This window comes from Kluyvera georgiana ATCC 51603 (genome assembly GCF_001654985.1).
Classification (GTDB): Bacteria; Pseudomonadota; Gammaproteobacteria; order Enterobacterales; family Enterobacteriaceae; genus Kluyvera; species Kluyvera georgiana.
In genome coordinates this window covers 43,287-65,748 of sequence record NZ_LXEU01000015.1, presented here as the reverse complement: position 1 = coordinate 65,748, position 22,462 = coordinate 43,287, and the positions used below count along the sequence as shown (strand labels likewise).

The 22,462-nt window shown below is 55.9% G+C and carries 21 protein-coding genes; 7 read left to right on the top strand and 14 right to left on the bottom strand.

Annotated features, from left to right (window positions below; genetic code table 11):
- A complete protein-coding gene (locus M989_RS03415) occupies nt 1-348 on the bottom strand; it encodes a copper-binding protein (protein ID WP_425337825.1) in 348 nt (115 codons plus the stop codon).
- 20 nt (nt 349-368) lie between these two features.
- On the bottom strand, nt 369-1,751 hold the full coding sequence (locus tag M989_RS03410) for a Cu(I)/Ag(I) efflux RND transporter outer membrane protein (RefSeq protein ID WP_064542023.1): 1,383 nt from the start codon (nt 1,749-1,751) through the stop codon (nt 369-371).
- 509 nt (nt 1,752-2,260) lie between these two features.
- Between M989_RS03410 and M989_RS03405 the strand changes: the two genes are divergently transcribed.
- The 3 genes from M989_RS03405 (at nt 2,261) to M989_RS03395 (ending at nt 5,747) form a co-directional block, all read left to right on the top strand.
- Nucleotides 2,261-3,547 (top strand): ABC transporter substrate-binding protein, encoded by a 1,287-nt coding sequence (locus tag M989_RS03405; protein WP_064542020.1) that lies wholly within the window; start codon nt 2,261-2,263, stop codon nt 3,545-3,547.
- Between the two features lie 90 nt (nt 3,548-3,637).
- The gene (locus M989_RS03400) at nt 3,638-4,321 is read left to right on the top strand and encodes a copper/silver response regulator transcription factor (protein WP_064542017.1); all 684 of its coding nucleotides are present in this window, start codon (nt 3,638-3,640) and stop codon (nt 4,319-4,321) included.
- Entirely contained in the window at nt 4,311-5,747 is a 1,437-nt protein-coding gene (locus tag M989_RS03395; protein WP_064542014.1) for a Cu(+)/Ag(+) sensor histidine kinase, read from the top strand. Before M989_RS03400 ends, M989_RS03395 begins: the two co-directional genes overlap by 11 nt.
- Here M989_RS03395 and M989_RS03390 read toward each other — a convergent pair.
- On the bottom strand, nt 5,744-6,169 hold the full coding sequence (locus M989_RS03390; protein ID WP_064542011.1) for a YhbP family protein: 426 nt from the start codon (nt 6,167-6,169) through the stop codon (nt 5,744-5,746). The genes M989_RS03395 and M989_RS03390 overlap by 4 nt on opposite strands.
- Nucleotides 6,170-6,223: 54 nt before the next feature.
- Here M989_RS03390 and M989_RS03385 point away from each other — a divergent pair, with 54 nt between their 5' ends.
- Entirely contained in the window at nt 6,224-6,508 is a 285-nt protein-coding gene (locus M989_RS03385) for a GIY-YIG nuclease family protein (RefSeq protein WP_064542008.1), read from the top strand.
- Here M989_RS03385 and M989_RS03380 read toward each other — a convergent pair.
- Both M989_RS03380 and ubiT read right to left on the bottom strand, forming a co-directional pair.
- Complete coding sequence (locus M989_RS03380) at nt 6,495-6,998, bottom strand: GNAT family N-acetyltransferase (RefSeq protein WP_064542006.1); 504 nt, start codon at nt 6,996-6,998, stop codon at nt 6,495-6,497. The two genes, M989_RS03385 and M989_RS03380, sit on opposite strands and share 14 nt — an antisense overlap.
- Complete coding sequence (ubiT, locus tag M989_RS03375) at nt 6,992-7,516, bottom strand: ubiquinone anaerobic biosynthesis accessory factor UbiT (RefSeq protein WP_064542003.1); 525 nt, start codon at nt 7,514-7,516, stop codon at nt 6,992-6,994. The genes M989_RS03380 and ubiT overlap by 7 nt, the downstream gene beginning before the upstream one ends.
- Before the next feature lie 219 nt (nt 7,517-7,735).
- Here ubiT and ubiU point away from each other — a divergent pair, with 219 nt between their 5' ends.
- The 3 genes from ubiU to M989_RS03360 all read left to right on the top strand — a co-directional run bounded on the left by ubiU (nt 7,736) and on the right by M989_RS03360 (nt 10,760).
- Nucleotides 7,736-8,731: a ubiquinone anaerobic biosynthesis protein UbiU gene (ubiU, locus tag M989_RS03370; protein ID WP_064542000.1), complete on the top strand. Its 996-nt coding sequence runs from the start codon at nt 7,736-7,738 to the stop codon at nt 8,729-8,731.
- 8 nt (nt 8,732-8,739) lie between these two features.
- Nucleotides 8,740-9,618 carry a U32 family peptidase gene (locus tag M989_RS03365; protein ID WP_064541997.1) on the top strand — a complete coding sequence of 293 codons (879 nt, stop codon included), beginning with the start codon at nt 8,740-8,742 and terminating at the stop codon, nt 9,616-9,618.
- Nucleotides 9,619-9,752: 134 nt separating this feature from the next.
- Nucleotides 9,753-10,760 (top strand): luciferase-like monooxygenase, encoded by a 1,008-nt coding sequence (locus tag M989_RS03360; protein ID WP_064541994.1) that lies wholly within the window; start codon nt 9,753-9,755, stop codon nt 10,758-10,760.
- Between the two features lie 87 nt (nt 10,761-10,847).
- Here M989_RS03360 and mtr read toward each other — a convergent pair whose 3' ends face one another.
- From mtr to infB, 9 genes are all read right to left on the bottom strand, one after another.
- Entirely contained in the window at nt 10,848-12,092 is a 1,245-nt protein-coding gene (gene mtr, locus M989_RS03355; protein ID WP_064541991.1) for a tryptophan permease, read from the bottom strand.
- 145 nt (nt 12,093-12,237) lie between these two features.
- Entirely contained in the window at nt 12,238-14,184 is a 1,947-nt protein-coding gene (locus M989_RS03350; RefSeq protein WP_064541988.1) for a DEAD/DEAH family ATP-dependent RNA helicase, read from the bottom strand.
- Complete coding sequence (yrbN, locus tag M989_RS25435; protein WP_100249910.1) at nt 14,177-14,257, bottom strand: protein YrbN; 81 nt, start codon at nt 14,255-14,257, stop codon at nt 14,177-14,179. The genes M989_RS03350 and yrbN overlap by 8 nt, the downstream gene beginning before the upstream one ends.
- A 106-nt stretch (nt 14,258-14,363) precedes the next feature.
- Nucleotides 14,364-15,248: a lipoprotein NlpI gene (nlpI, locus tag M989_RS03345; RefSeq protein WP_064541985.1), complete on the bottom strand. Its 885-nt coding sequence runs from the start codon at nt 15,246-15,248 to the stop codon at nt 14,364-14,366.
- A gap of 111 nt (nt 15,249-15,359) precedes the next feature.
- Complete coding sequence (gene pnp, locus M989_RS03340) at nt 15,360-17,495, bottom strand: polyribonucleotide nucleotidyltransferase (protein WP_064541982.1); 2,136 nt, start codon at nt 17,493-17,495, stop codon at nt 15,360-15,362.
- 357 nt (nt 17,496-17,852) lie between these two features.
- Complete coding sequence (rpsO, locus tag M989_RS03335) at nt 17,853-18,122, bottom strand: 30S ribosomal protein S15 (RefSeq protein ID WP_035891092.1); 270 nt, start codon at nt 18,120-18,122, stop codon at nt 17,853-17,855.
- A gap of 151 nt (nt 18,123-18,273) precedes the next feature.
- Nucleotides 18,274-19,218: a tRNA pseudouridine(55) synthase TruB gene (gene truB / locus M989_RS03330; RefSeq protein ID WP_064541979.1), complete on the bottom strand. Its 945-nt coding sequence runs from the start codon at nt 19,216-19,218 to the stop codon at nt 18,274-18,276.
- Nucleotides 19,218-19,619 (bottom strand): 30S ribosome-binding factor RbfA, encoded by a 402-nt coding sequence (gene rbfA, locus M989_RS03325; protein WP_064541976.1) that lies wholly within the window; start codon nt 19,617-19,619, stop codon nt 19,218-19,220. The genes truB and rbfA overlap by 1 nt, the downstream gene beginning before the upstream one ends.
- A gap of 152 nt (nt 19,620-19,771) precedes the next feature.
- Nucleotides 19,772-22,462, bottom strand: coding sequence for a translation initiation factor IF-2 (gene infB / locus M989_RS03320; RefSeq protein WP_064541973.1), 2,691 nt, complete (start codon nt 22,460-22,462; stop codon nt 19,772-19,774).

Here is a 22,462-nt window from a genome sequence, read left to right as displayed (position 1 = left end):
TCAGCGCGTTTTAATATCCTGAAGAAGGGAGATATTCCCCTGCTGGACGAAGCTGAAATCCACGCGGCTGCCCTCTTTGAGCTGCTCAATCGCTGGCGTCGGTTCGCTGTAGGTAAAACGCATGGTCATCGCAGGCCAGTTAACTTCCGCGATCGCCTCATGTTCAATGGTGATTTTCTTCGCCTGGGTATCAATCAACTTCACGATGCCGGTGCCTTTAATCACCGCCGGTTTCGCGCTCATATCCATCATTTGCCCATGCCCGTCATGCTGCATTTCCGCCGCCTGAACATTCATCGCCATGACCATAAAAATACCGCCGAGCAGAGTAGTAAATTGACGCATTATTGAAGACTCCTGAATAAGGGTTAGGCTTTCCAACCGCCGCCAAGGGCGGTGAATAAATTGATTTCGTTGACCTGTTGGGAATAAATCAAATCGAGAATGGCCTGCTGCGTGGCGAATATTGAACGCTCGGCATCGAGCACTTCGATATAGCTCACCGCACCGCTGGCATATAACGCGCGCGCGCGTTGTAAGGTAATTTGCAGCGACGCTAAATAACGCTGCTGGGCCACGAATTGCCCCTGAAGGCTGTCGCGCAGCGAGAGCGCGTCCGCCACCTCTTTAAAGGCCACCTGAATCTTCTGCTCGTAGGTCACCACCGCCTGACGCTGCTTCACGCTTGCCAGCGCCAGATTGGCTTCATTACGCCCGGCGTTGAAAATCGGCAGGTCAACCTTCGGCACAAAGCTCCACATGCCGCTCGCCGCGTTAAACAGGCTGGAGAGCGCCGAGCTGCTGGTCGAGACGCCGCTGGTCAGGGTGATGGAAGGGAAGAACGCCGCGCGGGCGACGCCGATATTGGCGTCCGCGGCACGCAGTTGGTGCTCGGCCTCCATAATATCCGGGCGCTGTAGCAGAATGGTCGACGGTAGATTGGCCGGCAGCGGTAGCGGGTTCAGCGCGTCACTCTGCACGCTGTCGCTCAGCGGCGTGCTGTAGGTCCCCAGCAGCTGCTGCAATAAATGGTTAGCCTGCGCCAGCTCGCCTTCGCGTTTAGCGATATCGGCGCGGGTGCTTTCAATCACGCCGCGCGCCTGCTCCAGAGCCAGCACGTTGGTGCTGCCGGTCACCAGCTGTTGCTCTACGAAGCCGTAAGACCGCTGATAATTTCGCAGCGTCTCTTTGGCAATGGCCAACTGCGCGGCCAGGCGGCGCTGATTAAAATAGGCCTGCGAAACGTTGGTCACCACCACAATCTGCGCGGCGCGCTGGGCCGCCTGGCTGGCGAATACGTTCTGCCTGTCGGCTTCGCTCATGTTTTTCAGCTTGCCGAAAAAGTCCAGCTCGTAGCTCAGGTTCAGCCCTACGTCATAGCTTTTATCCGTGGCGTCGCGGCCCTGCAGGTCGCCTTTATAGCTCGCGCTGGAGGCGCTATCCAACTGAGGATAGCGCCCGGCATCGGTCACGTTGTACTGTGCACGCGCGGCTTCAACGTTGAGCATCGCCATACGCAGATCGCGGTTGTTACGGAGCGCAACGTCGATTAACCGCTTTGCCTGCGGGTCGACAAAAAAGGTTTGCCAGCCGGTCTCCTGCCAGCTGCCGCCGGTCGCCACCAGCGTGCCCGCAGACAGCGAAAATTGTTGGGGAACGATATTTTCGGGCTGCTGGTAATCCGGTGCCAGCGAGGTACATCCGGCCAGCATAAACGCCATCAGCAGCGCTAAAGGTTTTGCTTTCAACATGTCACGTCCTGTTTGGCCGAATCAGAGGGGCTGGCCTGGTGACTACCTTACGGGAGTGACTCTGTTGGTAACCTGACAGGATAATGACAAAGTTGTCATTTAAGGCAGGGGATAACGTGATCCGCCCGGCGAAATTCCGCGCGGAAAAGATGAATCGGTTTTTACGAACTTTAAAAAAGAGAATATCGGCGGTGAGAAATTAACCGCGATCACATTTAATCCATAATATGCCAGAACGCTCACAAATTAATGGCCGGATTAAGGGTCAGCGCTACTTGCCGAAAAACAGCAATATCAACATTTTCACCGGGTTATATTTTACCGCTAATATTTACGTTTATTTTCCCTGTGAGATGGCCCGCATAACGACGCGATATTGACCGGTTAACCATAATAGAACGTTGTTTCATACAAATAGCACTCCTATCATCGTTTCGTTTTCCTTTTCACCAATCCTTACCTCTGTTCAGGGATGAAAATAATACCTATCGCAAAACCGGAGTCTCTCTATGAAATTCAGAACAAAAGCGCTTGGTTTAGCCTTGTTATGTGCCCTTTCACAAAATGCCTTCAGCGAACAGCTCGACGTCTGGATACGTGCCAGCAATGATTCAAAAGTGATTTATCAAAAGCTCGCCGACCAGTTCCAGAAAGAGACCGGGATTTCCATCAAGTACTTCAACGCCGTGACCGACTTTGACCAGCGTCTGGCGCGCGCGGCAACCGGCAACGCGCTGCCGGACGTGGTCTTCAACGACGCGATTATCGTGGGTCAGATGGTGCAACTGGGGATTGTCGATGAAATTAAACCGAGCGAGCTGAAAGGCGGCGGCGATATTTACGACGCGGCCTGGAAATCGGCTCAGCAGCCGGACGGTAAATACTACGGCGTTCCCACTTCAGCGCACACCTACGCGCTGTTTATTCGCCAGGACTGGCTCAACAAGCTTAACCTGAAAGCGCCCAGCAACTGGGATGAGCTGAAAAAAGTGGCTCAGGCTTTTACTCACGACGACCCGGACGGCAACGGTAAAAACGATACCTACGGTTTCACCATGCCGCTGGCCACCACCCGCGGCTATGCCAGCTCATTCTCTTCCTCGTATCTCTGGCAGTCGGGCGCGAACTATTTAGTCGCCACCCAACCGGGGAAATTTAAAGCCGCGCTCGACAGCAAAGAGATGGTCACCGCCATGGAATTTATGCGCGGCATGGTGTGCGAGGGGCTGGCGCAGCCGGGCGCAATCAACCACACTACCGCCGATGCCAACACCGCGTTCCGTTCCGGACAAACCGGCATGTATTCCTCCGGGCCGTACCATATTGCGCTGTTTGATAAAGATCCGGGTAAAGAAACCTACACCGTGGTACCGCCACCGGCAGGCCCTGGCGGCGCGATCTCCATGGCGGAAGGGACCACCGCGTTCCTGATGAAAACCAGCCAGCGCAAAGCGGCGGCGAAGAAATTCCTTGAGTTTCTGATCTCGCCGGAAGGCCAGAAGATCGGTATGGCAACCGACAGCACCTCAATGCCGATCGTCCGCCTGCCGGTAAACAAAACGCTGAATATCAAAGATTATCATGACGATCCACGTTGGGAAGTGTTCGCCGACACTTACGCGAAGAACGGTCGTTACATGCCGCAGATCCCCAACTGGATCCCGGTACGGCAAATTACCGCCGATGGCTTTAACAAAATTTACGCCAGCTGCGATGGTGATATTCCAGCGATGCTCAAAGAGATCAACGGCAAGGTTAACGCGGAGCTGAAGCGGCAAAACGCGTGGGCGGAGTAACCCCGACAAGGCGTATTTCGCTCGTGGTTCTTCCGTCATCCCCCACTCCTCATTAGAATGGCCCCATCACACAGCGGCGACGGAGGGCGCGTGAAAATTCTGGTGGTGGAAGACGAGGTCAAAACCGGGGAGTACCTGTGTAAGGGGCTGACGGAAGCGGGATTTGTGGTGGATCGCGCCGACAACGGCCTCAACGGTTATCACCTGGCGATGACCGGCGATTACGATCTGCTGGTGCTGGATATCATGCTGCCGGACGTCAACGGCTGGGACATCGTGCGCATGCTGCGCTCCGCTGGCAAAGGTATGCCGATCCTGCTGCTGACCGCGCTGGGCACCATTGAGCACCGGGTGAAAGGGCTGGAGCTGGGCGCCGACGATTATCTGGTGAAACCGTTCGCTTTCGCTGAGCTGCTGGCGCGCGTGCGTACCCTGCTGCGTCGTGGCGCGGCAACGATCGTCGAGAGCCAGTTTCAGATGGCCGATCTCACGCTCGATCTGGTTTCGCGTAAAGTCACCTGCGGCAACACGCGCATCACTTTGACCAGTAAGGAATTTACCCTGCTGGAATTTTTCCTGCGCCACCCGGGAGAAGTGCTGCCGCGCTCGCTGATCGCTTCGCAGGTGTGGGATATGAATTTCGACAGCGATACCAACGTGATCGACGTCGCCGTCAAACGCCTGCGCGCCAGAATTGATAACGACTTTACGCCCAGGCTGATTCATACCGTGCGTGGCGTCGGCTACGTGCTTGAGGTTCGCGATGAAGGCTAGCCTGCGTCGCCCGTTCTCGCTGGCGACCCGCCTGACCTTTTTTATCAGCCTGGCGACGATCGTCGCTTTTGCCGCCTTTACCGGCATTATGCTGCACTCGGTGGAAAAACATTTCGCCGAGCAGGACGTGAGCGACCTGAAACAGGTCAACGCCACGCTCAACGCGCTGCTGACCGCGCCGGAAACCTCAGAGGCGGAAAAAATGGCCAATATCGGCAGCGTGCTGGCGGGCTACCGTAATACCGCCGTACTGGTGAGTACTCGCGATAACCCACAGCTTTACCGCTCCCCAGGCGGGCCGGATTTGTCGCCGATTCTCTCCAGTTCACATTTCTCCGATGAGCTTAAGAGCGAACAGATGTTTCGCTGGACCGGCAGCGGCATGCGTCAGATGGCAGAGCACGGCGGCGACGCCAGCCATGCCACCACTTATCGGGTGATTGCGTCTACGGTCCGCGCGCACGACCAGACCTACACGCTGCTGACCGCGCTGTCGATCGACTTCCACCTTCACTATCTCGATGAACTGAAGCGCAATCTGATGATGATCGCGACCGTCATCAGCCTGCTGATTATCGTGATCGTGCTGATCGCCGTGCGTAAAGGCCACCAGCCGCTGCGCGACGTGAGTATGGCGATCAAAAACATCACCTCGGAAAATCTCGACGTGCGGCTGGGTCCCAACCGCGTACCGATCGAGCTGGAACAGCTGGTGATCTCGTTTAACCAGATGATCGGCCGGATCGAGGACGTGTTCCGCCGCCAGGCCAATTTCTCCGCCGATATCGCCCACGAGATGCGCACACCGATCACCAATCTGGTCACCCAGACCGAGATCGCGTTAAGCCAGCCCCGTACGGTGAAAGAGCTGGAAGATGTGCTCTACTCCAGCCTGGAAGAGTACAACCGGATGGCGAAAATGGTCAGCGATATGCTGTTTCTGGCGCAGGCTGATGAAAACCTGCTGATCCCCGAGCGCGTGCCGCTGGATCTGCAAAGCGAAACGCTCAAAGTGTTCGAGTTCTTTGAAGCATGGGCCGAAGAACGCGAAGTGAAGCTCTATTTCGTGGGGCAGTCTTCGCTGATATCAGGCGACCCGCTGATGATTCGCCGGGCGATCAACAACCTGTTATCCAACGCGATCCGCTATACCCCGCGAGGGATGTCGGTCACCGTGCAGGTTGGCGAGATTGACGAACGCGTGGAGTATCGCGTTGAGAATCCGGGTACGCCTATCGCGGCGGAGCACCTGCCACGCCTGTTCGATCGTTTCTATCGGGTCGATCCGTCACGGCAGCGTAAAGGTGAAAACAGCGGGATCGGGCTGGCGATCGTGAAGTCGATCGTGCGGGCGCATGGCGGGAAAATCAGCGTGACATCTGACTCCGTTGCCACGCGCTTTATCATTGAGCTACCGCGGCTTTAGTCGCGGAGCCAGTGCAGCTTCTTGCCGAAGCCCAGGGTGTTGTCGGTAAACTTCAGCTCGTCGAGACGAATCTCCCACACCGGAGCGGGAAGCATGCGGGCTACCGGAAAACGGCGGACATACAGCGCGCGCTTTTCATCGGCCTCTTCACCTTCCAGCAGACGGATCTCGCCTTTGAACTGCACGCCGCGAATCAGCGCCACCGTTTTGGGCTGGCCGTTTACCGTTCCCGCCACCGGAGCCTGCTTGCCGGTCATCTGCCCGTGGCGCGTGGACTCTTCGCTTAACAGGTAGAACGCCACGCGCTGCGGGTCATACACGTAGAACGCGTTGGCGCACCACAGCTCGCCTTCACTCGCCACGCACCAACCAACAACGTGTTGCTTCGCCAGCCAGCGGCTAATGGTTGCCAGGGTTTCCATCTGTTCTCTCCGTTATGCTATGGTGCGTGCACCTACACAGACAGGTTGGCACACGTGCGTTGGTTTCTTTATCTCGTCCGTACTGAGGACGACAAATTGTACACCGGTATCACCACCGATGTTGAACGGCGATTTCACCAGCATCAGAGCGGTAAAGGGGCGAAAGCGCTACGCGGCAAAGGTGCGCTACAGCTAGCATTTTCTGGTGAGGTCGGCGAGCACTCGCTGGCGCTACGCCTGGAGTACCGCATTAAGCAGCTAACGAAGCGCCAGAAAGAGCGCCTCGTCGCAGGTGACGGTTCATTTGAAACGTTACGGGACAGCCTTAAACACGATTAAAGTGGTCGGAATACTCCACCAGACCGTGTACGCCGTTTAACGCATCGTCAGCCAGACGATGGACCATAAACGCCTCTTCGGTGCCCGGCCAGCGACAGCGCAGATCGTATTGTGCCGCGCGCTCGAAGCCGAAACGCCCATACAGCGCCGGTTCGCCCAGCGTGACAACCGCCGCATAGCCAAACTCGTTCAGCGAATCCAGACCTTCGTAAACCATCTGACGGGCTAACCCCTGACCGCGGTACGCTTCATTGACCGCCAGCGGCGCCAGGCCTACCCACTGTAGCTCTTCACCTTCGATGCTCACCGGGCTAAATGCCACATAGCCCACAACGTGGCCTTCATCGTCAGTGGCCACCAAGCCGAGCGTAATCAGGCCGTCTTCACGCAGCTCGCGCACCAGATTGGCTTCGCTATCACGGTTGAAGGTCCGACGCAGCAGCGCGTCAATGCCCGGGGCATCAATTCCAATTTCTACTCGAATCAGCATGGCTCACCTACCGATGTATGTTTGGTTTCTGATGGTGATTTTAGGCCAGCCTCAACGAAATCAGCCAGCTGCATCAGCATCACGCGCAGCGCTTTTGGCATCTGCTCAAGCTCGATGGCATCCATCAGATTTTTGACATAGAGACCCAGCTCCGTATCCCCTTCAATCACCAGTCGACGCTGGAAGAAGAGGGTATCCGGGTCCTGTTTGCGCGCAGCGATCATCAGCAGGTCGCTGGCGTCCGCGCTGAAGCTCACGTCGGCCTGGGCCGCGTCGCTCACAATAAGCCGTTCATTCTCAACGGAAGTGAACCACTTCAGGCCTATGTCGCGCACCTCAATGCTCAACCAGCGGCCTTCCAGAAAATCCAGTTCGCCGTCATTCAGCGCCTGACGGAACTGCCAGCTTAATACCTGCTGCAACACCTGGCGTTTAAGGGCGAACGGCGTCAATTTTACCGGAACGCTCATTAAACTCGGAGCAACATGAACCAGACGTGAACGCAGTTTATCCAACACAAGCTTTACTCCCTGAATGCAATAGTTCCGTTATTTTGCCATATCAGATAAACGACATAGCGGCGTAAATCAACAATTATGTCGTGAGGACGAGGGATTATTGGCGCAATCAATGCGCTTTTGTCTGCCTCAAATCAAAAATGATTAGCGTTAGGTTAACTAAAATTCCCATTCATTAACAATAATGCGCCCTGCTGGGCCGCTAACTCAGGAAGAATTATGGAGTTGCTCTGCCCTGCCGGAAACCTCCCGGCGCTTAAGGCGGCTATCGAAAACGGTGCCGATGCGGTGTATATCGGGCTGAAGGACGATACCAATGCCCGCCACTTCGCTGGCCTGAACTTTACCGAAAAGAAACTGCAGGAAGCCGTGAGCTTCGTGCATCAGCATGGCCGTAAGCTGCATATCGCGATTAACACCTTTGCTCACCCGGACGGCTACGTACGCTGGCAGCGTGCCGTGGACATGGCCGCGCAGCTGGGCGCCGACGCGCTGATTCTCGCCGACCTCGCGATGCTTGAGTATGCCGCAGAACGTTATCCGCATATTGAGCGCCATGTCTCCGTTCAGGCATCCGCAACCAACGAAGAGGCGATTAATTTTTACCATCACAACTTTGACGTCGCCCGCGTGGTCCTGCCGCGCGTGCTTTCTATTCATCAGGTGAAACAATTAGCCCGCGTCACGCCGGTGCCGCTGGAAGTGTTCGCCTTTGGTAGCCTGTGCATTATGGCTGAAGGCCGCTGCTATCTCTCTTCTTACCTGACCGGCGAGTCGCCGAATACCGTGGGCGCCTGCTCACCGGCACGCTACGTGCGCTGGCAGCAAACGCCACAGGGGCTGGAATCTCGCCTTAACGAAGTGCTGATCGACCGCTACCAGGACGGTGAAAATGCGGGCTACCCGACGCTGTGTAAAGGCCGCTATATGGTCGACGGCGAGCGCTATCACGCGCTGGAAGAACCCACCAGCCTCAATACGCTGGAGCTGTTGCCGGAACTGCTGGCGGCGAACATCGCCTCCGTAAAAATCGAAGGCCGTCAGCGTAGCCCGGCGTACGTCAGCCAGGTGGCGAAAGTCTGGCGTCAGGCTATCGACCGCTGCATGGCTGACCCGCAAAACTTCGTCCCGCAGGCCGCGTGGATGGACACTCTCGGTTCGATGTCCGAAGGCACCCAAACCACCCTCGGCGCGTATCACCGTAAATGGCAGTAGGAATTCCCATGAAATATTCATTAGGGCCAGTGCTTTACTACTGGCCAAAAGAGACGCTGGAAGATTTCTACCAGCAGGCCGCCACCAGCAGCGCCGACACCGTTTATCTGGGCGAAGCGGTGTGCAGCAAACGTCGCGCGACCAAAGTCGGCGATTGGCTGGATATGGCGAAAACGCTGGCCGCAAGCGGCAAGCAGGTGGTGCTCTCCACCCTCGCGCTGGTGCAGGCGTCATCCGAGCTGGGTGAGCTCAAGCGTTACGTTGAGAACGGTGATTTTCTGGTGGAAGCCAGCGATCTTGGCGTCGTGAACCTATGCGCCGAGCGTAAGCTGCCGTTCGTGGCTGGCCATGCGCTGAACTGCTATAACGCCGTGACGCTGCGCCTGCTGCAAAAGCAGGGCATGATGCGCTGGTGTATGCCGGTGGAGCTGTCCCGCGACTGGCTGGTCAATCTGCTCAACCAGTGTGAAGAGTTGGGTATCCGCGATAAGTTTGAAGTCGAGGTGCTGAGCTACGGCCATCTGCCGCTGGCTTACTCCGCCCGCTGCTTTACCGCGCGCTCGGAAGACAAGCCAAAAGACGAATGCGAAACCTGCTGCATCAAATACCCGAACGGGCGCAGCATGCTGTCACAGGAGAATCAGCAGGTGTTCGTGCTCAACGGCATTCAGACCATGAGTGGCTACGTTTACAACCTTGGCAACGAGCTAACGTCCATGCACGGACTGGTGGATATGGTACGTCTGTCGCCGATGGGTAACGAGACGTTTGCCATGCTCGACGCCTTCCGCGCCAACGAGAATGGCGGCGCACCGCTGCCGTTAACCGCCAACAGCGATTGTAACGGCTACTGGAAACGTCTGGCCGGGCTGGAATTGCAGGCCTGATAAAACCGCTCACTTTGTTAACAACAGTAGTCAGATTTTAATGCATTATTAAAGATGCAGCTTTTCTGGCCGGGTGCGCCCGGTTGGAACAAGACCTTCAATCTGATGACTATGCTGTAGCAAAGTGAGCCTTTATGACTGACAAAACCGTTGCCTTCTCGGTGCTCGATCTGGCGCCGATTCCCCAGGGTTTCTCCGCGCGAGAAGCCTTCTCCCATTCGCTCGATCTCGCCCAGCTCGCTGAAAAGCGCGGCTATCATCGCTATTGGCTGGCCGAACACCACAATATGGTGGGCATCGCCAGTGCGGCGACCTCGGTGCTGATTGGCTATCTGGCCGCCAACACCACCACTCTGCACCTCGGCTCCGGCGGCGTGATGTTGCCTAACCATTCGCCGCTGGTGATTGCCGAGCAGTTCGGCACGCTCAATACGCTGTATCCGGGACGTATCGATCTCGGCCTTGGCCGCGCGCCGGGCAGCGATCAACCGACGATGCGCGCGCTGCGCCGTCATATGAGCGGCGATATCGATAATTTCCCGCGCGACGTCGCGGAACTGGTGGACTGGTTTGACGCGGTCGATCCTGACCCGCAGGTGCGCCCGGTACCGGGCTACGGCGAGAAGATCCCGGTGTGGCTGCTCGGTTCCAGCCTGTACGGCGCACAGCTTGCTGCCCAGCTTGGCCTGCCGTTCGCCTTCGCCTCACACTTCGCCCCGGATATGCTGTTCCAGGCGCTGCATCTCTACCGCACGAACTTCAAGCCGTCGGCGCGGCTGGAGAAACCGTACGCAATGGTGTGCATCAACATTATTGCCGCCGACAGTAACCGCGACGCGGAATTCCTCTTCACCTCCATGCAGCAGGCATTCACCAGGCTGCGTCGCGGGGAGACCGGACAGTTGCCAGCGCCGATTCAGCAGATGGAACATTTCTGGTCACCGTCGGAGAAATACGGCGTCGACCAGGCGTTACGGATGTCACTGGTGGGCGATAAGGCGAAGGTGCGCCACGGGCTGGAGTCCATTCTGCGCGAAACGCAGGCGGATGAGATTATGGTCAACGGGCAGATTTTCGATCATCAGGCGCGACTGCATTCGTTTGACCTGGCGATGGATGTGAAGCAGGAATTGTTGGGGTAGTGCGTTTTTTGCCGGATGGCGGCTATGCCTTATCCGGCCTACATCAGAATGTAGGCCCGGTAAGCGTAGCGCCACCGGGCAAATGCCTTACTGATAAACCGGCAATATATTAAAGCTCGACAGCACATGCACCAGCGCGTTACCCACGCCAAACACCAGAATCAGCGCAATCATCGGCTTTCCACCCCAGACGCGGAATTTCGGGCTGCCAAAACGTTTACGGGATTTACGTGCCAGCAACGCCGGAACAATCGCCGCCCAGATCGTTGCCGCCAGACCTGCATAGCCGATGGCGTACAGAAAACCGTTCGGCCACAGCAGGCCACCGATAATCGGCGGCAGGAAGGTCAGTAGCGCGGTCTTGAAACGCCCCAGTGCGGAATCATCGAAGCCGAACAGGTCCGCCAGGTAGTCGAACAGACCCAGCGTTACGCCGAGGAAGGAGCTAGCCACCGCAAAGTTAGAGAACACCACCAGCAACAGATCCAGACCACGGCTGTTCAGTACGCCGCTTAACGCCTGCACCAGCACATCAATGTTACCGCCCTTCTGGGCAATGCCGATAAACTCTGGACGCGGGATGTTACCCATCGTCCCCAGCAGCCAAACGGTGTAGAGCACCAGCGCCAGCAGCGTACCGTACACCAGACACTTCACGATGGTGCGCGGATCTTTACCGTAATACTTCATCAGGCTCGGTACGTTACCGTGATAACCGAAGGAAGCCAGGCAGAACGGCAGCGTCATCAGCAGGTAAGGCGTATAGCTGGCGTGGCTTTCGGCAACGTTAAACAGCGTGGCGGGCGTCACGTGGCCTATCAGGCTACCGAAGGTCAGGAAGAAGGTAATCACCTTCGCGCCCAGTACGATGGCCGTCATGCGGCTCACCGCTTTAGTACTCAACCAGACAACAAACGCCACCAGCAGCGCGAAGCCAAAGCCTGCTGCTCGTGCCGGCACGTTCAGCGACATCTCGGCAAAGGTGTGGTGCAGAATCGAGCCGCTCGCCGAAATATAGGCGTAGGTCAGGATGTAGAGCACAAAGGCAATAGAGATGCCGTTTACCACGTTCCAGCCTTTGCCCAGCAGGTCTTTGGTGATGGTGTCAAAACTGGAGCCAATACGATAGTTCAGGTTCGCTTCAAGGATCATCAGCCCGGAGTGCAGCATGCAGAACCAGGTGAACACCAGCGCCGCCATCGACCAGAAGAACCACGCACCGGACATGACCACCGGCAGGGAGAACATTCCCGCGCCAATGATGGTGCCGCCGATGATCACCACGCCGCCAAGCAGCGAGGGTGACGTTTGGGTGGTGGTTAGTGTCGCCATACAGCCTTTTCTCCAGTGAATAATTTTGCTACTGCATTTTAATGTGTTGCACTGTACCAGTACACGAGTACAAAAGAAATAAAAAAAGCCCCAATCATGGCGATCGGGGCTGTATATTTTACTTTACGCTTCTAAGCCGTCTGGCTTATGCGTCACCGCCGAAACGGCGACGGCCTGCGGAGTCATCACGACGCGGCGCAGCATCATCACGGCGCGGGCCGCGGCTGCCTTCACGACGTTCGCCGCTGAAACGACGACCATCACCACGACCACCTTCACGACGCTCGCCACCGAAGCCACGGCCGCCTTCACGACGCTCACCACCGAAGCTACGACCACCTTCGCGACGTTCGCCGCCGAAGCTGCGACCGCTGCGCTCTGGGCGTGGCTGAGCATCACCGATCAGCTGCATGTTCATCGGTTTGTTCAGGATGCGGGTACGAGTAAAGTGCTGCAGTACTTCGCCCGGCATGCCTTTCGGCAGTTCGATGGTGGAGTGGGTACCGAACAGCTTGATATTACCGATGTAACGGCTGCTGATGTCGCCTTCGTTAGCAATCGCGCCCACGATATGACGAACTTCAACGCCGTCATCACGGCCCACTTCAATGCGGTACAGTTCCATATCGCCAACGTCACGACGTTCGCGCTTTGGACGATCTTCACGGTCGCCACGGTCACGCGGACCACGATCGTTGCGATCGCCACGACGCTCGAAGCGGTCATCACGGTCACGGAATTCACGTTTCGGACGCATCGGCGCATCTGGCGGAACGATCAGAGAACGTTCGCCCTGTGCCATTTTCAGCAGCGCAGCGGCCAGCGTTTCCATATCCAGCTCTTCGCCTTCTGCGGTCGGCTGAATTTTAGCCAGTAGGCCACGGTACAGATCCAGATCGCTGCTTTCCAGCTGCTGCTGTACTTTGGCAGCGAATTTTTCCAGACGGCGTTTGCCCAGCAGTTCTGCGTTCGGCAGTTCTACTTCCGGAATGGTCAGCTTCATGGTGCGTTCGATGTTACGCAGCAGGCGACGCTCGCGGTTCTCAACGAACAGCAGCGCACGGCCCGCACGGCCCGCACGACCGGTACGGCCGATACGGTGAACGTAAGATTCGGAGTCCATCGGGATGTCATAGTTCACAACCAGGCTGATACGTTCTACGTCCAGACCACGTGCAGCCACGTCGGTTGCAATCAGGATATCCAGACGACCGTCTTTCAGACGCTCCAGCGTCTGCTCACGCAGGGCCTGGTTCATGTCACCGTTCAGCGCAGCGCTGTTGTAGCCGTTGCGCTCCAGCGCTTCTGCCACTTCCAGGGTCGCGTTTTTGGTACGTACGAAGATAATCGCCGCATCAAAGTCTTCCGCTTCCAGGAAACGCACCAGCGCTTCGTTTTTGCGCATGCCGTACACAGACCAGTAGCTCTGGCTAATGTCCGGGCGAGTGGTGACGCTGGACTGAATACGCACTTCCTGCGGCTCTTTCATGAAGCGGCGGGTAATGCGACGAATCGCTTCCGGCATGGTGGCAGAGAACAGCGCGGTCTGATGACCTTCCGGAATCTGCGCCATGATGGTTTCAACGTCTTCGATAAAGCCCATGCGCAGCATTTCATCTGCTTCATCCAGCACCAGGCCGCTCAGCTTAGAGAGGTCCAGGGTGCCGCGCTTCAGGTGGTCCAGCAGACGACCCGGGGTACCGACAACGATTTGCGGCCCTTGACGCAGGGCGCGCAACTGCACGTCATAACGCTGGCCGCCGTACAGGGCAACCACGTTTACGCCGCGCATATGTTTAGAGAAATCCGTCATTGCTTCAGCGACCTGAACCGCCAGTTCGCGGGTCGGTGCCAGCACCAGAATCTGTGGTGCTTTCAGCTCAGGATCAAGATTGTTCAGCAGCGGCAGAGAGAACGCCGCAGTTTTACCGCTACCAGTCTGGGCCATGCCCAGCACGTCACGACCAGAAAGCAGGTGTGGGATACACTCAGCCTGGATCGGAGATGGTTTTTCGTAACCCAGATCGTTAAGGGCTTCAAGGATAGGAGCCTTCAGGCCCAGATCTGCAAAAGTGGTTTCGAATTCAGCCATGTAGTACAAGTGCCTCGATATTAATGGCGGCCAGTCTACATAACTCATCATGAAATTGATCTGCAATTTTCATTGAAAAGTGTGAACCGGCTCAAAGTAGGTGTATTAACGAACAACAACGCCCTCACCCGCGAAGGTGATGACAATCAAAAAAGATTACGGGCTGATGTAGTCGTCAGCTATTGCTGGTCCGATTCTGCCAGGTCATCTTGGTCCTGGCCCAGGAGCGATAATTCCAACAATGCGTATCGGTGCTCAACGTAGTTATGTACGTTGTTCGCAACCGCCAGTTTGAACAGTGCCGTAGCGCTGTCCCTGTCCCCAAGACTTAGGTAATACTTACCTAAATAGAAGTTGGTTTCACTGAGATGCTCAGCGAGCGAGGTGTTATCCGTTGCGTCCGCCTTCAGGCGCTCCATTAACGTTTTTTCGTCAATGTTGCCTAAGTAGAACTCGACAATGTTCCATCCCCATTGTTCTTTATCCGATTTCTCGAAGCGTTGCTTCAACGCATCTTTTGCCTGCTTCTCATCGAGCTTCTGCTCGGCAAGATAAAGCCACAGGCTGCGGAAAGGATCATTGGGATCGTCTTGATAAAACGCCAGCAGATCATCTTGCGCTAACTTCGCACGGCCACCGTAATAAAGCGCGATGCCGCGGTTCAAGTGCGCATAATTGTAAGTTGGATCAAGCTCAAGTACAGAATCAAACGCTTCATAGGCAGCATCAAAATTGCCTGCCTGCGTTAAATAAATGCCTAAGTAATTGAATACTTCAGGCATATCGGGTCGGATAGCCAGCGCTTGTGAAAAATCATTTCGCGCTAATGCCCTCAGACCGAGACTATCATACAACACTCCGCGCTCATATAAAAGCTGTGCGCGTTCGTCATCGGTTAAAGCCCGACTGGCAAGTATTTGTTCCATGCGTGCCAGGATTACTTCCTGCTGTAACGTCGGTTGCAATGGCACCGCGAGGACTTCACTTTTACGCCAGGCAGAGTTGCTACATCCTGCCAGCGTGAGTGCTGTCGCCACGAAACACCAGCGCAAAAAAGGCTTCATTTCCCACTCCCGAAGACAACAATTGGATGAACGTCCTGTCCCCCGCATGCAAACAAGGCATCCAGCCAGCGAAATGTGCCCTCCGCAAACGCGGAGGGCAAAAGGCAAACCTTACTCGCCTTGTTCCGCTGCCGGAGCTTCCGGTGCGGCGGCAGGCTGAGACTGCTCGGTTGCTTCTTTAATGCTCAGACGGATACGGCCCTGACGGTCAACTTCCAGGACCTTAACCGGTACTTCCTGGTTCATCTGCAGGTAGTCGGTCACTTTCTCAACGCGCTTGTCAGCGATCTGAGAGATGTGTACCAGACCTTCTTTACCGCCGCCGATGGCCACGAAGGCACCGAAGTCAACGATACGGGTTACTTTACCGTTGTAGATACGACCCACTTCGATTTCTGCGGTGATCTCTTCGATACGACGAATAGCGAATTTCGCTTTCTCGCCGTCGGTCGCTGCGATCTTCACGGTGCCGTCATCTTCGATTTCGATGGTGGTGCCGGTTTCTTCGGTCAGAGCACGGATAACAGAACCGCCTTTACCGATCACGTCTTTGATCTTGTCCGGATTGATCTTGATGGTGTGGATACGCGGAGCGAACTGAGAAATGTCGCCGCGCGGCGCGTTAATCGCCTGTTCCATCACGCCCAGGATGTGCAGACGCGCACCTTTAGCCTGGTTCAGAGCAACCTGCATGATCTCTTTGGTGATACCTTCAATTTTGATATCCATCTGCAGCGCAGAGATACCGTCGCGGGAACCCGCTACTTTGAAGTCCATATCGCCCAGGTGGTCTTCGTCGCCCAGGATGTCAGACAGCACAACATAGTTGTCGCCTTCTTTCACCAGACCCATCGCGATACCCGCAACGGCCGCTTTGATCGGCACGCCTGCGTCCATCAGCGCCAGGGAAGCGCCACATACGGAAGCCATGGAAGAAGAACCGTTAGATTCGGTGATTTCAGAAACCACACGCACGGTGTACGGGAATTTATCCAGTTCCGGCATCACTGCCAGCACGCCACGTTTCGCCAGGCGACCGTGACCAATCTCACGACGCTTCGGAGAACCGACCATACCGGTTTCACCTACGCAGTACGGAGGGAAGTTGTAGTGGAACAGGAAGTTGTCAGTACGCTCGCCCATCAGTTCGTCGAGGTTCTGCGCATCACGGGTGGTGCCCAGGGTCGCGGTAACCAGCGCCTGAGTTTCGCCACGGGTGAACAGTGCGGAACCGTGGGTACGCGGCAGCACGCCGGTACGCACGTCCAGACCACGGATCATGTCTTTTTCACGGCCATCGATACGCGGCTCGCCTGCCAGTACGCGGCTACGAACAACGTTTTTCTCGATAGCGTGCAGGATTTCGCCCAGTTCGTTAGCGTCCAGGGTTTCGTCTTCCGCCACCAGCGTCGCGATGGTTTCAGATTTGATCACGTCAACCTGAGCATAACGCTCTTGTTTGTCGGTGATGCGGTAAGCATCGCTCAGGCGAGATTCTGCCAGTGCGGCAACGCGCGCGTTCAGCGCTTCGTTGACGGCTTCTGGCTGCCAGTCCCAACGCGGTTTGCCGGCTTCTTTCGCCAGCTCGTTGATCGCCTGAATAACAACCTGCTGCTGTTCGTGACCGAATACGACAGCGCCCAGCATCTGGTCTTCGCTCAGCAGTTCAGCTTCGGATTCAACCATCAGTACGGCCGCTTCGGTACCGGCAACAACCAGGTCCAGCTTGCTTTCTTTCAGTTCGTCCTGAGTCGGGTTCAGTACGTACTGGTCATTGATATAACCAACACGCGCAGCACCGATCGGGCCGTTGAACGGAATACCGGACAGCGTCAGCGCAGCGGATGCGCCAATCATTGCCACGATATCCGGGTTAACCTGCGGGTTAACGGAAACGACGGTCGCGATAACCTGAACTTCGTTAACGAACCCTTCCGGGAACAGCGGGCGAACCGGGCGGTCAATCAGACGCGCGATCAGGGTTTCACCTTCGCTCGGACGGCCTTCACGACGGAAGAAGCTGCCCGGGATACGGCCAGCAGCGTAGGTACGCTCCTGATAGTTAACGGTCAGCGGGAAGAAGTCCTGGCCTGGTTTCGCTTTTTTCTGACCCACAACGGTAACGAATACCGCAGTGTCATCCATGCTAACCATCACAGCGGCAGTTGCCTGGCGCGCCATCATGCCGGTTTCCAGCGTAACGGTATGTTGGCCGTACTGGAACTTACGAACGATCGGATTAAGCAAAATTCTATCCTTTCTTAATGAGTGGCGGCACACCCTTTGGCGTGCCGACCGATGAAACCGATCTTCTTTGCATCCTCGCGACTAATGACAACCCTAACCCGACGCCGGGTAAAGCCTCTCATTAGCCGCGCGAACCTCTGCAACGAAGAATATGTACAACAACAATACATTATACCCGTTATCTTTCAAAATACTGCTGTGTTGGTAATTTCAGCTCAATTTTGTCTCAACAAGATGCAGACAAGCAGGATTACCAGAACGCCAGGCAGCGTCTTGCGGGCATACTTTCTTATAAATAACGGTCGTCCGGTGGAAAAAAGGGGCCATAAAGGCCCCTCTTTCTGAAACTCGCTAGAATTAGCGACGCAGACCCAGACGCTCGATCAGCGCGGTGTAGCGTGCAACATCTTTACGTTTCAGGTAGTCGAGCAGTTTACGACGCTGAGAAACCATGCGCAGCAGACCACGACGGCTGTGGTGATCTTTTTTGTGCTCTGCAAAGTGACCCTGCAGGTGGTTGATCTGTGCAGTCAGCAGTGCAACCTGAACTTCAGTGGAACCGCTGTCGTTCGCGCCACGACCGAACTCAGAAACGATTTGTGCTTTAGCTTCAACGCTTAGAGACATTTTGAACTCCAAATTTAAAAGAAAGAAAGGGTGCCGATCTCTAATTCAGCAGCCCTGAGATAACGCTTGCCAATTGTTAAACAATTAAGCAGACGTTAAGCCGCGATATTCTACTCGCAGCGCCCGGTTATCGCAAGCCACAGAACCTGGCTTACTCGGAGTATTCGACCACCAGACGGCGTGGAGCCACGCGGCCTTCGTCATCGATTTCGCCCATACCGAGGAATTTGCCTTCATCACCTTCCGTCACGCGCACCAGACCTTCCAGCGGTGCGCCAGACGTCCGTACCGGGTTACCATTTTTAAAGTAAACCGCTGACGTTACAGGGATATTCACCACCGGATAGTCCGAAGCAGGACTGTCCATCGGCATCAATAACGGATCGAGTAATTCCGCCGCCGGAATGCCCTGCTGCTCGGCCTGTTCAACCAGCTCGCGCAGATGCTCCAGCGTGACCATACGCTCGACCGGGTATTTGCTGACCGCCAGGCGACGCAGGAAAATCACATGCGCACCACAGCCCAGCTTCTCGCCCAGATCGTCAATGATGGTACGAATATAGGTGCCTTTGGAGCAGTGAATTTCCAGCTCCAGTTCGTTACCTTCGTGGCGAATAAACAGCAGTTCGTAGACGGTAATCGGGCGCGCTTCACGCGGCACGTCAATGCCCTGACGCGCATATTCGTACAGCTTTTTCCCCTGATACTTCAGCGCAGAGTACATGGACGGCACCTGCTGGGTGTCGCCACGGAAGCTCTCAAGCGCCTCTGCTAACTGCGCATCGCTGAAAGTCACCGGACGCTCTTCAACGATCTGCCCGTCTGCATCCGACGTATCGGTGCGCTGGCCTAAGCGAGCAATCACGCGATAGCGTTTGTCGGAGTCCAGCAGATACTGAGAAAACTTGGTCGCTTCACCGAGGCAAATCGGCAGCATACCGGTCGCCAGCGGATCCAACGCGCCGGTATGCCCGGCACGATTGGCATTATAGATACGCTTCACTTTCTGCAGTACATCATTACTGGATGCGCCCTGCGGCTTATCCAGCAACAGCACGCCGTGGATATCACGGCCGCGACGACGAGGACGACTCATCAGTCCTCCTTGCTGTCGTCCGGGTTCACACGACGTTCTTCGTCATGCTTTACCACGTTGGTCACCAGGTTAGACATGCGCATCCCTTCAACCAGCGAATCGTCGTAGAAGAAAGTCAGTTCCGGCACGATACGCAGGCGCATGGCTTTACCCAGCAGCGAACGGATAAAACCAGAGGCTTCCTGCAACGCTTTGATACCGGCTTTTACCGCCGCTTCATCTTTGTCGTTCAGGAAGGTCACAAACACTTTGGCATAGGCCAGGTCGCGGGACATTTCGACACCGGAAACGGTGGTCATCATGCCGAGACGCGGATCTTTAATTTCGCGCTGCAGGATGATTGCGATCTCTTTTTGCATCTCCTGAGCCACGCGCTGCGGGCGACCAAATTCTTTCGCCATAATAAATTCTCCAGACAAAAAAGGGGCTTATCAGCCCCTTTTTGAAATTAATACGGTATTCAGGCTGTAGGCCTGATAAGCGCTAGCGCCATCAGGCATAACATTGCAGGATGGCGGCGTAAACGCCCTATCCGGCCTACACCCAACCAACCTTAAGCGATGGTACGTTGGATCTCGATGATTTCGAACACTTCGATCATATCGCCAACGCGAACATCGTTGTAGTTCTTCACGCCGATACCACATTCCATGCCGTTACGGACTTCGTTAACGTCATCTTTAAAGCGACGCAGGGATTCCAGCTCGCCTTCGTAGATAACCACGTTGTCACGCAGAACGCGGATCGGGTTGTGACGCTTGATGGTACCTTCGGTAACCATACAGCCCGCGACCGCACCGAATTTCGGTGATTTGAACACGTCACGCACTTCAGCCAGACCGATGATCTGCTGTTTCAGCTCCGGAGACAGCATGCCGCTCATTGCCGCTTTCACTTCGTCGATCAGGTTATAGATGACGGAGTAGTAACGCAGATCCAGGCTTTCAGACTCGATCACTTTACGCGCAGAGGCGTCAGCACGAACGTTGAAGCCAACCAGAATCGCGTTGGATGCAGCAGCCAGGGTCGCGTCGGTTTCGGTGATACCACCTACGCCAGAACCGATGATCTTCACTTTCACTTCGTCGGTAGACAGTTTCAGCAAGGAGTCGGAAATCGCTTCCACAGAACCCTGTACGTCGGCCTTCAGTACGATGTTCACTTCGTGAACTTCGCCTTCGGTCATGTTGGCGAACATGTTCTCGAGTTTAGATTTCTGCTGACGAGCCAGTTTAACTTCACGGAATTTACCCTGACGGTACAGAGCAACTTCACGCGCTTTCTTCTCGTCACGAACGACGGTCACTTCGTCACCGGCAGCCGGAACACCGGACAGGCCGAGGATTTCCACCGGAATGGACGGACCCGCTTCCAGTACTTCCTGACTCAGCTCGTTACGCATCGCACGAACGCGGCCATATTCGAAGCCACACAGAACGATGTCGCCCTTGTGCAGAGTACCTTCACGAACCAGAACGGTTGCAACCGGGCCACGACCTTTATCCAGGAAGGATTCGATCACCGCGCCGCTTGCCATGCCATTGCGTACCGCTTTCAGTTCGAGAACTTCAGCCTGCAGCAGGATAGCGTCCAGCAGTTCGTCAATACCGGTACCCGCTTTGGCGGATACGTGAACGAACTGGCTCTCACCGCCCCACTCTTCCGGCAGGATGCCGTACTGGGACAGTTCGTTTTTAACGCGATCCGGATCCGCTTCTGGCTTATCGATTTTGTTGACTGCAACCACCACCGGCACACCCGCCGCTTTCGCGTGCTGGATTGCTTCGATAGTCTGCGGCATCACGCCATCGTCAGCTGCGACAACCAGAACAACGATATCCGTTGCCTGCGCACCACGAGCACGCATTGAGGTAAACGCGGCGTGACCCGGGGTGTCGAGGAAGGTGATCATACCGTTGTCGGTTTCAACGTGGTATGCACCGATGTGCTGGGTAATGCCGCCCGCTTCGCCAGAGGCCACTTTCGTGGAACGAATGTAGTCCAGCAGAGAGGTTTTACCGTGGTCAACGTGACCCATGATGGTCACAACCGGTGCGCGCGGTTCAGCCGCAGCGCCGGTGTCACGGTCGCTCATTACCGCTTCTTCCAGCTCGTTTTCACGACGCAGGATAACCTTGTGGCCCATCTCTTCGGCAACCAGCTGTGCGGTTTCCTGGTCGATGACCTGGTTAATGGTGGCCATGGCGCCCAGCTTCATCATCGCTTTGATGACCTGAGAGCCTTTAACCGCCATCTTGTTAGCCAGTTCGCCAACGGTGATGGTTTCGCCAATCACAACGTCACGGTTAACGGCCTGAGCCGGCTTCTGGAAGCCCTGCTGCAGTGTGGAACCTTTACGCTGCTTGCCGCCTTTACCCCCGCGAACAGCGGCGCGCGCTTCTTCACGATCGGCTTTGGATTCGGCGTGTTTGTTGCCTTTTTTCGCCGGACGCGCGGCTTTCGCATTGCGACCACGGCCACGGCCGCCTTCTACTTCACGGTCGTTTTCGTCTTCTGCCTGGCGAGCATGCTGAGAAGTGGTGACGTGATAGTCGCTGGTGTCCTCAGTCGGCTCAGCGGCATCCACACCGTTCTTCTCGTTTTCTTCTGCCATGCGGCGCGCTTCTTCCGCAACGCGACGGGCTTCTTCTTCAAGCTTGCGACGCGCTTCTTCTTCCGCTTTGCGCTTCAGCTCGGCAGCTTCATTTTCACGGCGGGCTTTTTCAGCCTGGGCGGTTTTGGTCATATCGTCGGTCTGTTGATTGCTCACTTTGTCTTTTTCCGCAGCTTCACGTTTCGCTTTATCAGCGGCTTCACGCTTAGCTTGTTCTGCGGCCTCACGTTCGGCTTTTTGTTGCGCCTCGCGTTTGGCAGCTTCTTCTGCCTCACGACGGGCTTGCTCTTCCGCTTCACGCTGCGCCTGCTCTTCCGCGGCCAGGCGTTCAGCCTCTTGCGGATCGCGTTTCACAAAGGTGCGTGTCTTGCGGACTTCGATTTGTACCGATTTGCTTTTTCCACCGGTACCTGGAATGTTGAGAGTACTGCGCGTTTTGCGCTGCAAAGTCAACTTATCCGGCGCAGAACCGTTTTCACGGTTCAGGTGCGCCAGTAAGGTTTGTTTCTCTTGTGCGGACACAGAGTCGTCAGCAGACTTCGGGATGCCAGCGTCAGCAAATTGCTGTACCAGGCGATCTACCGAGGTCTCAATCTCTGCGGCCAGCTTTTTTACGGTTACATCTGTCAT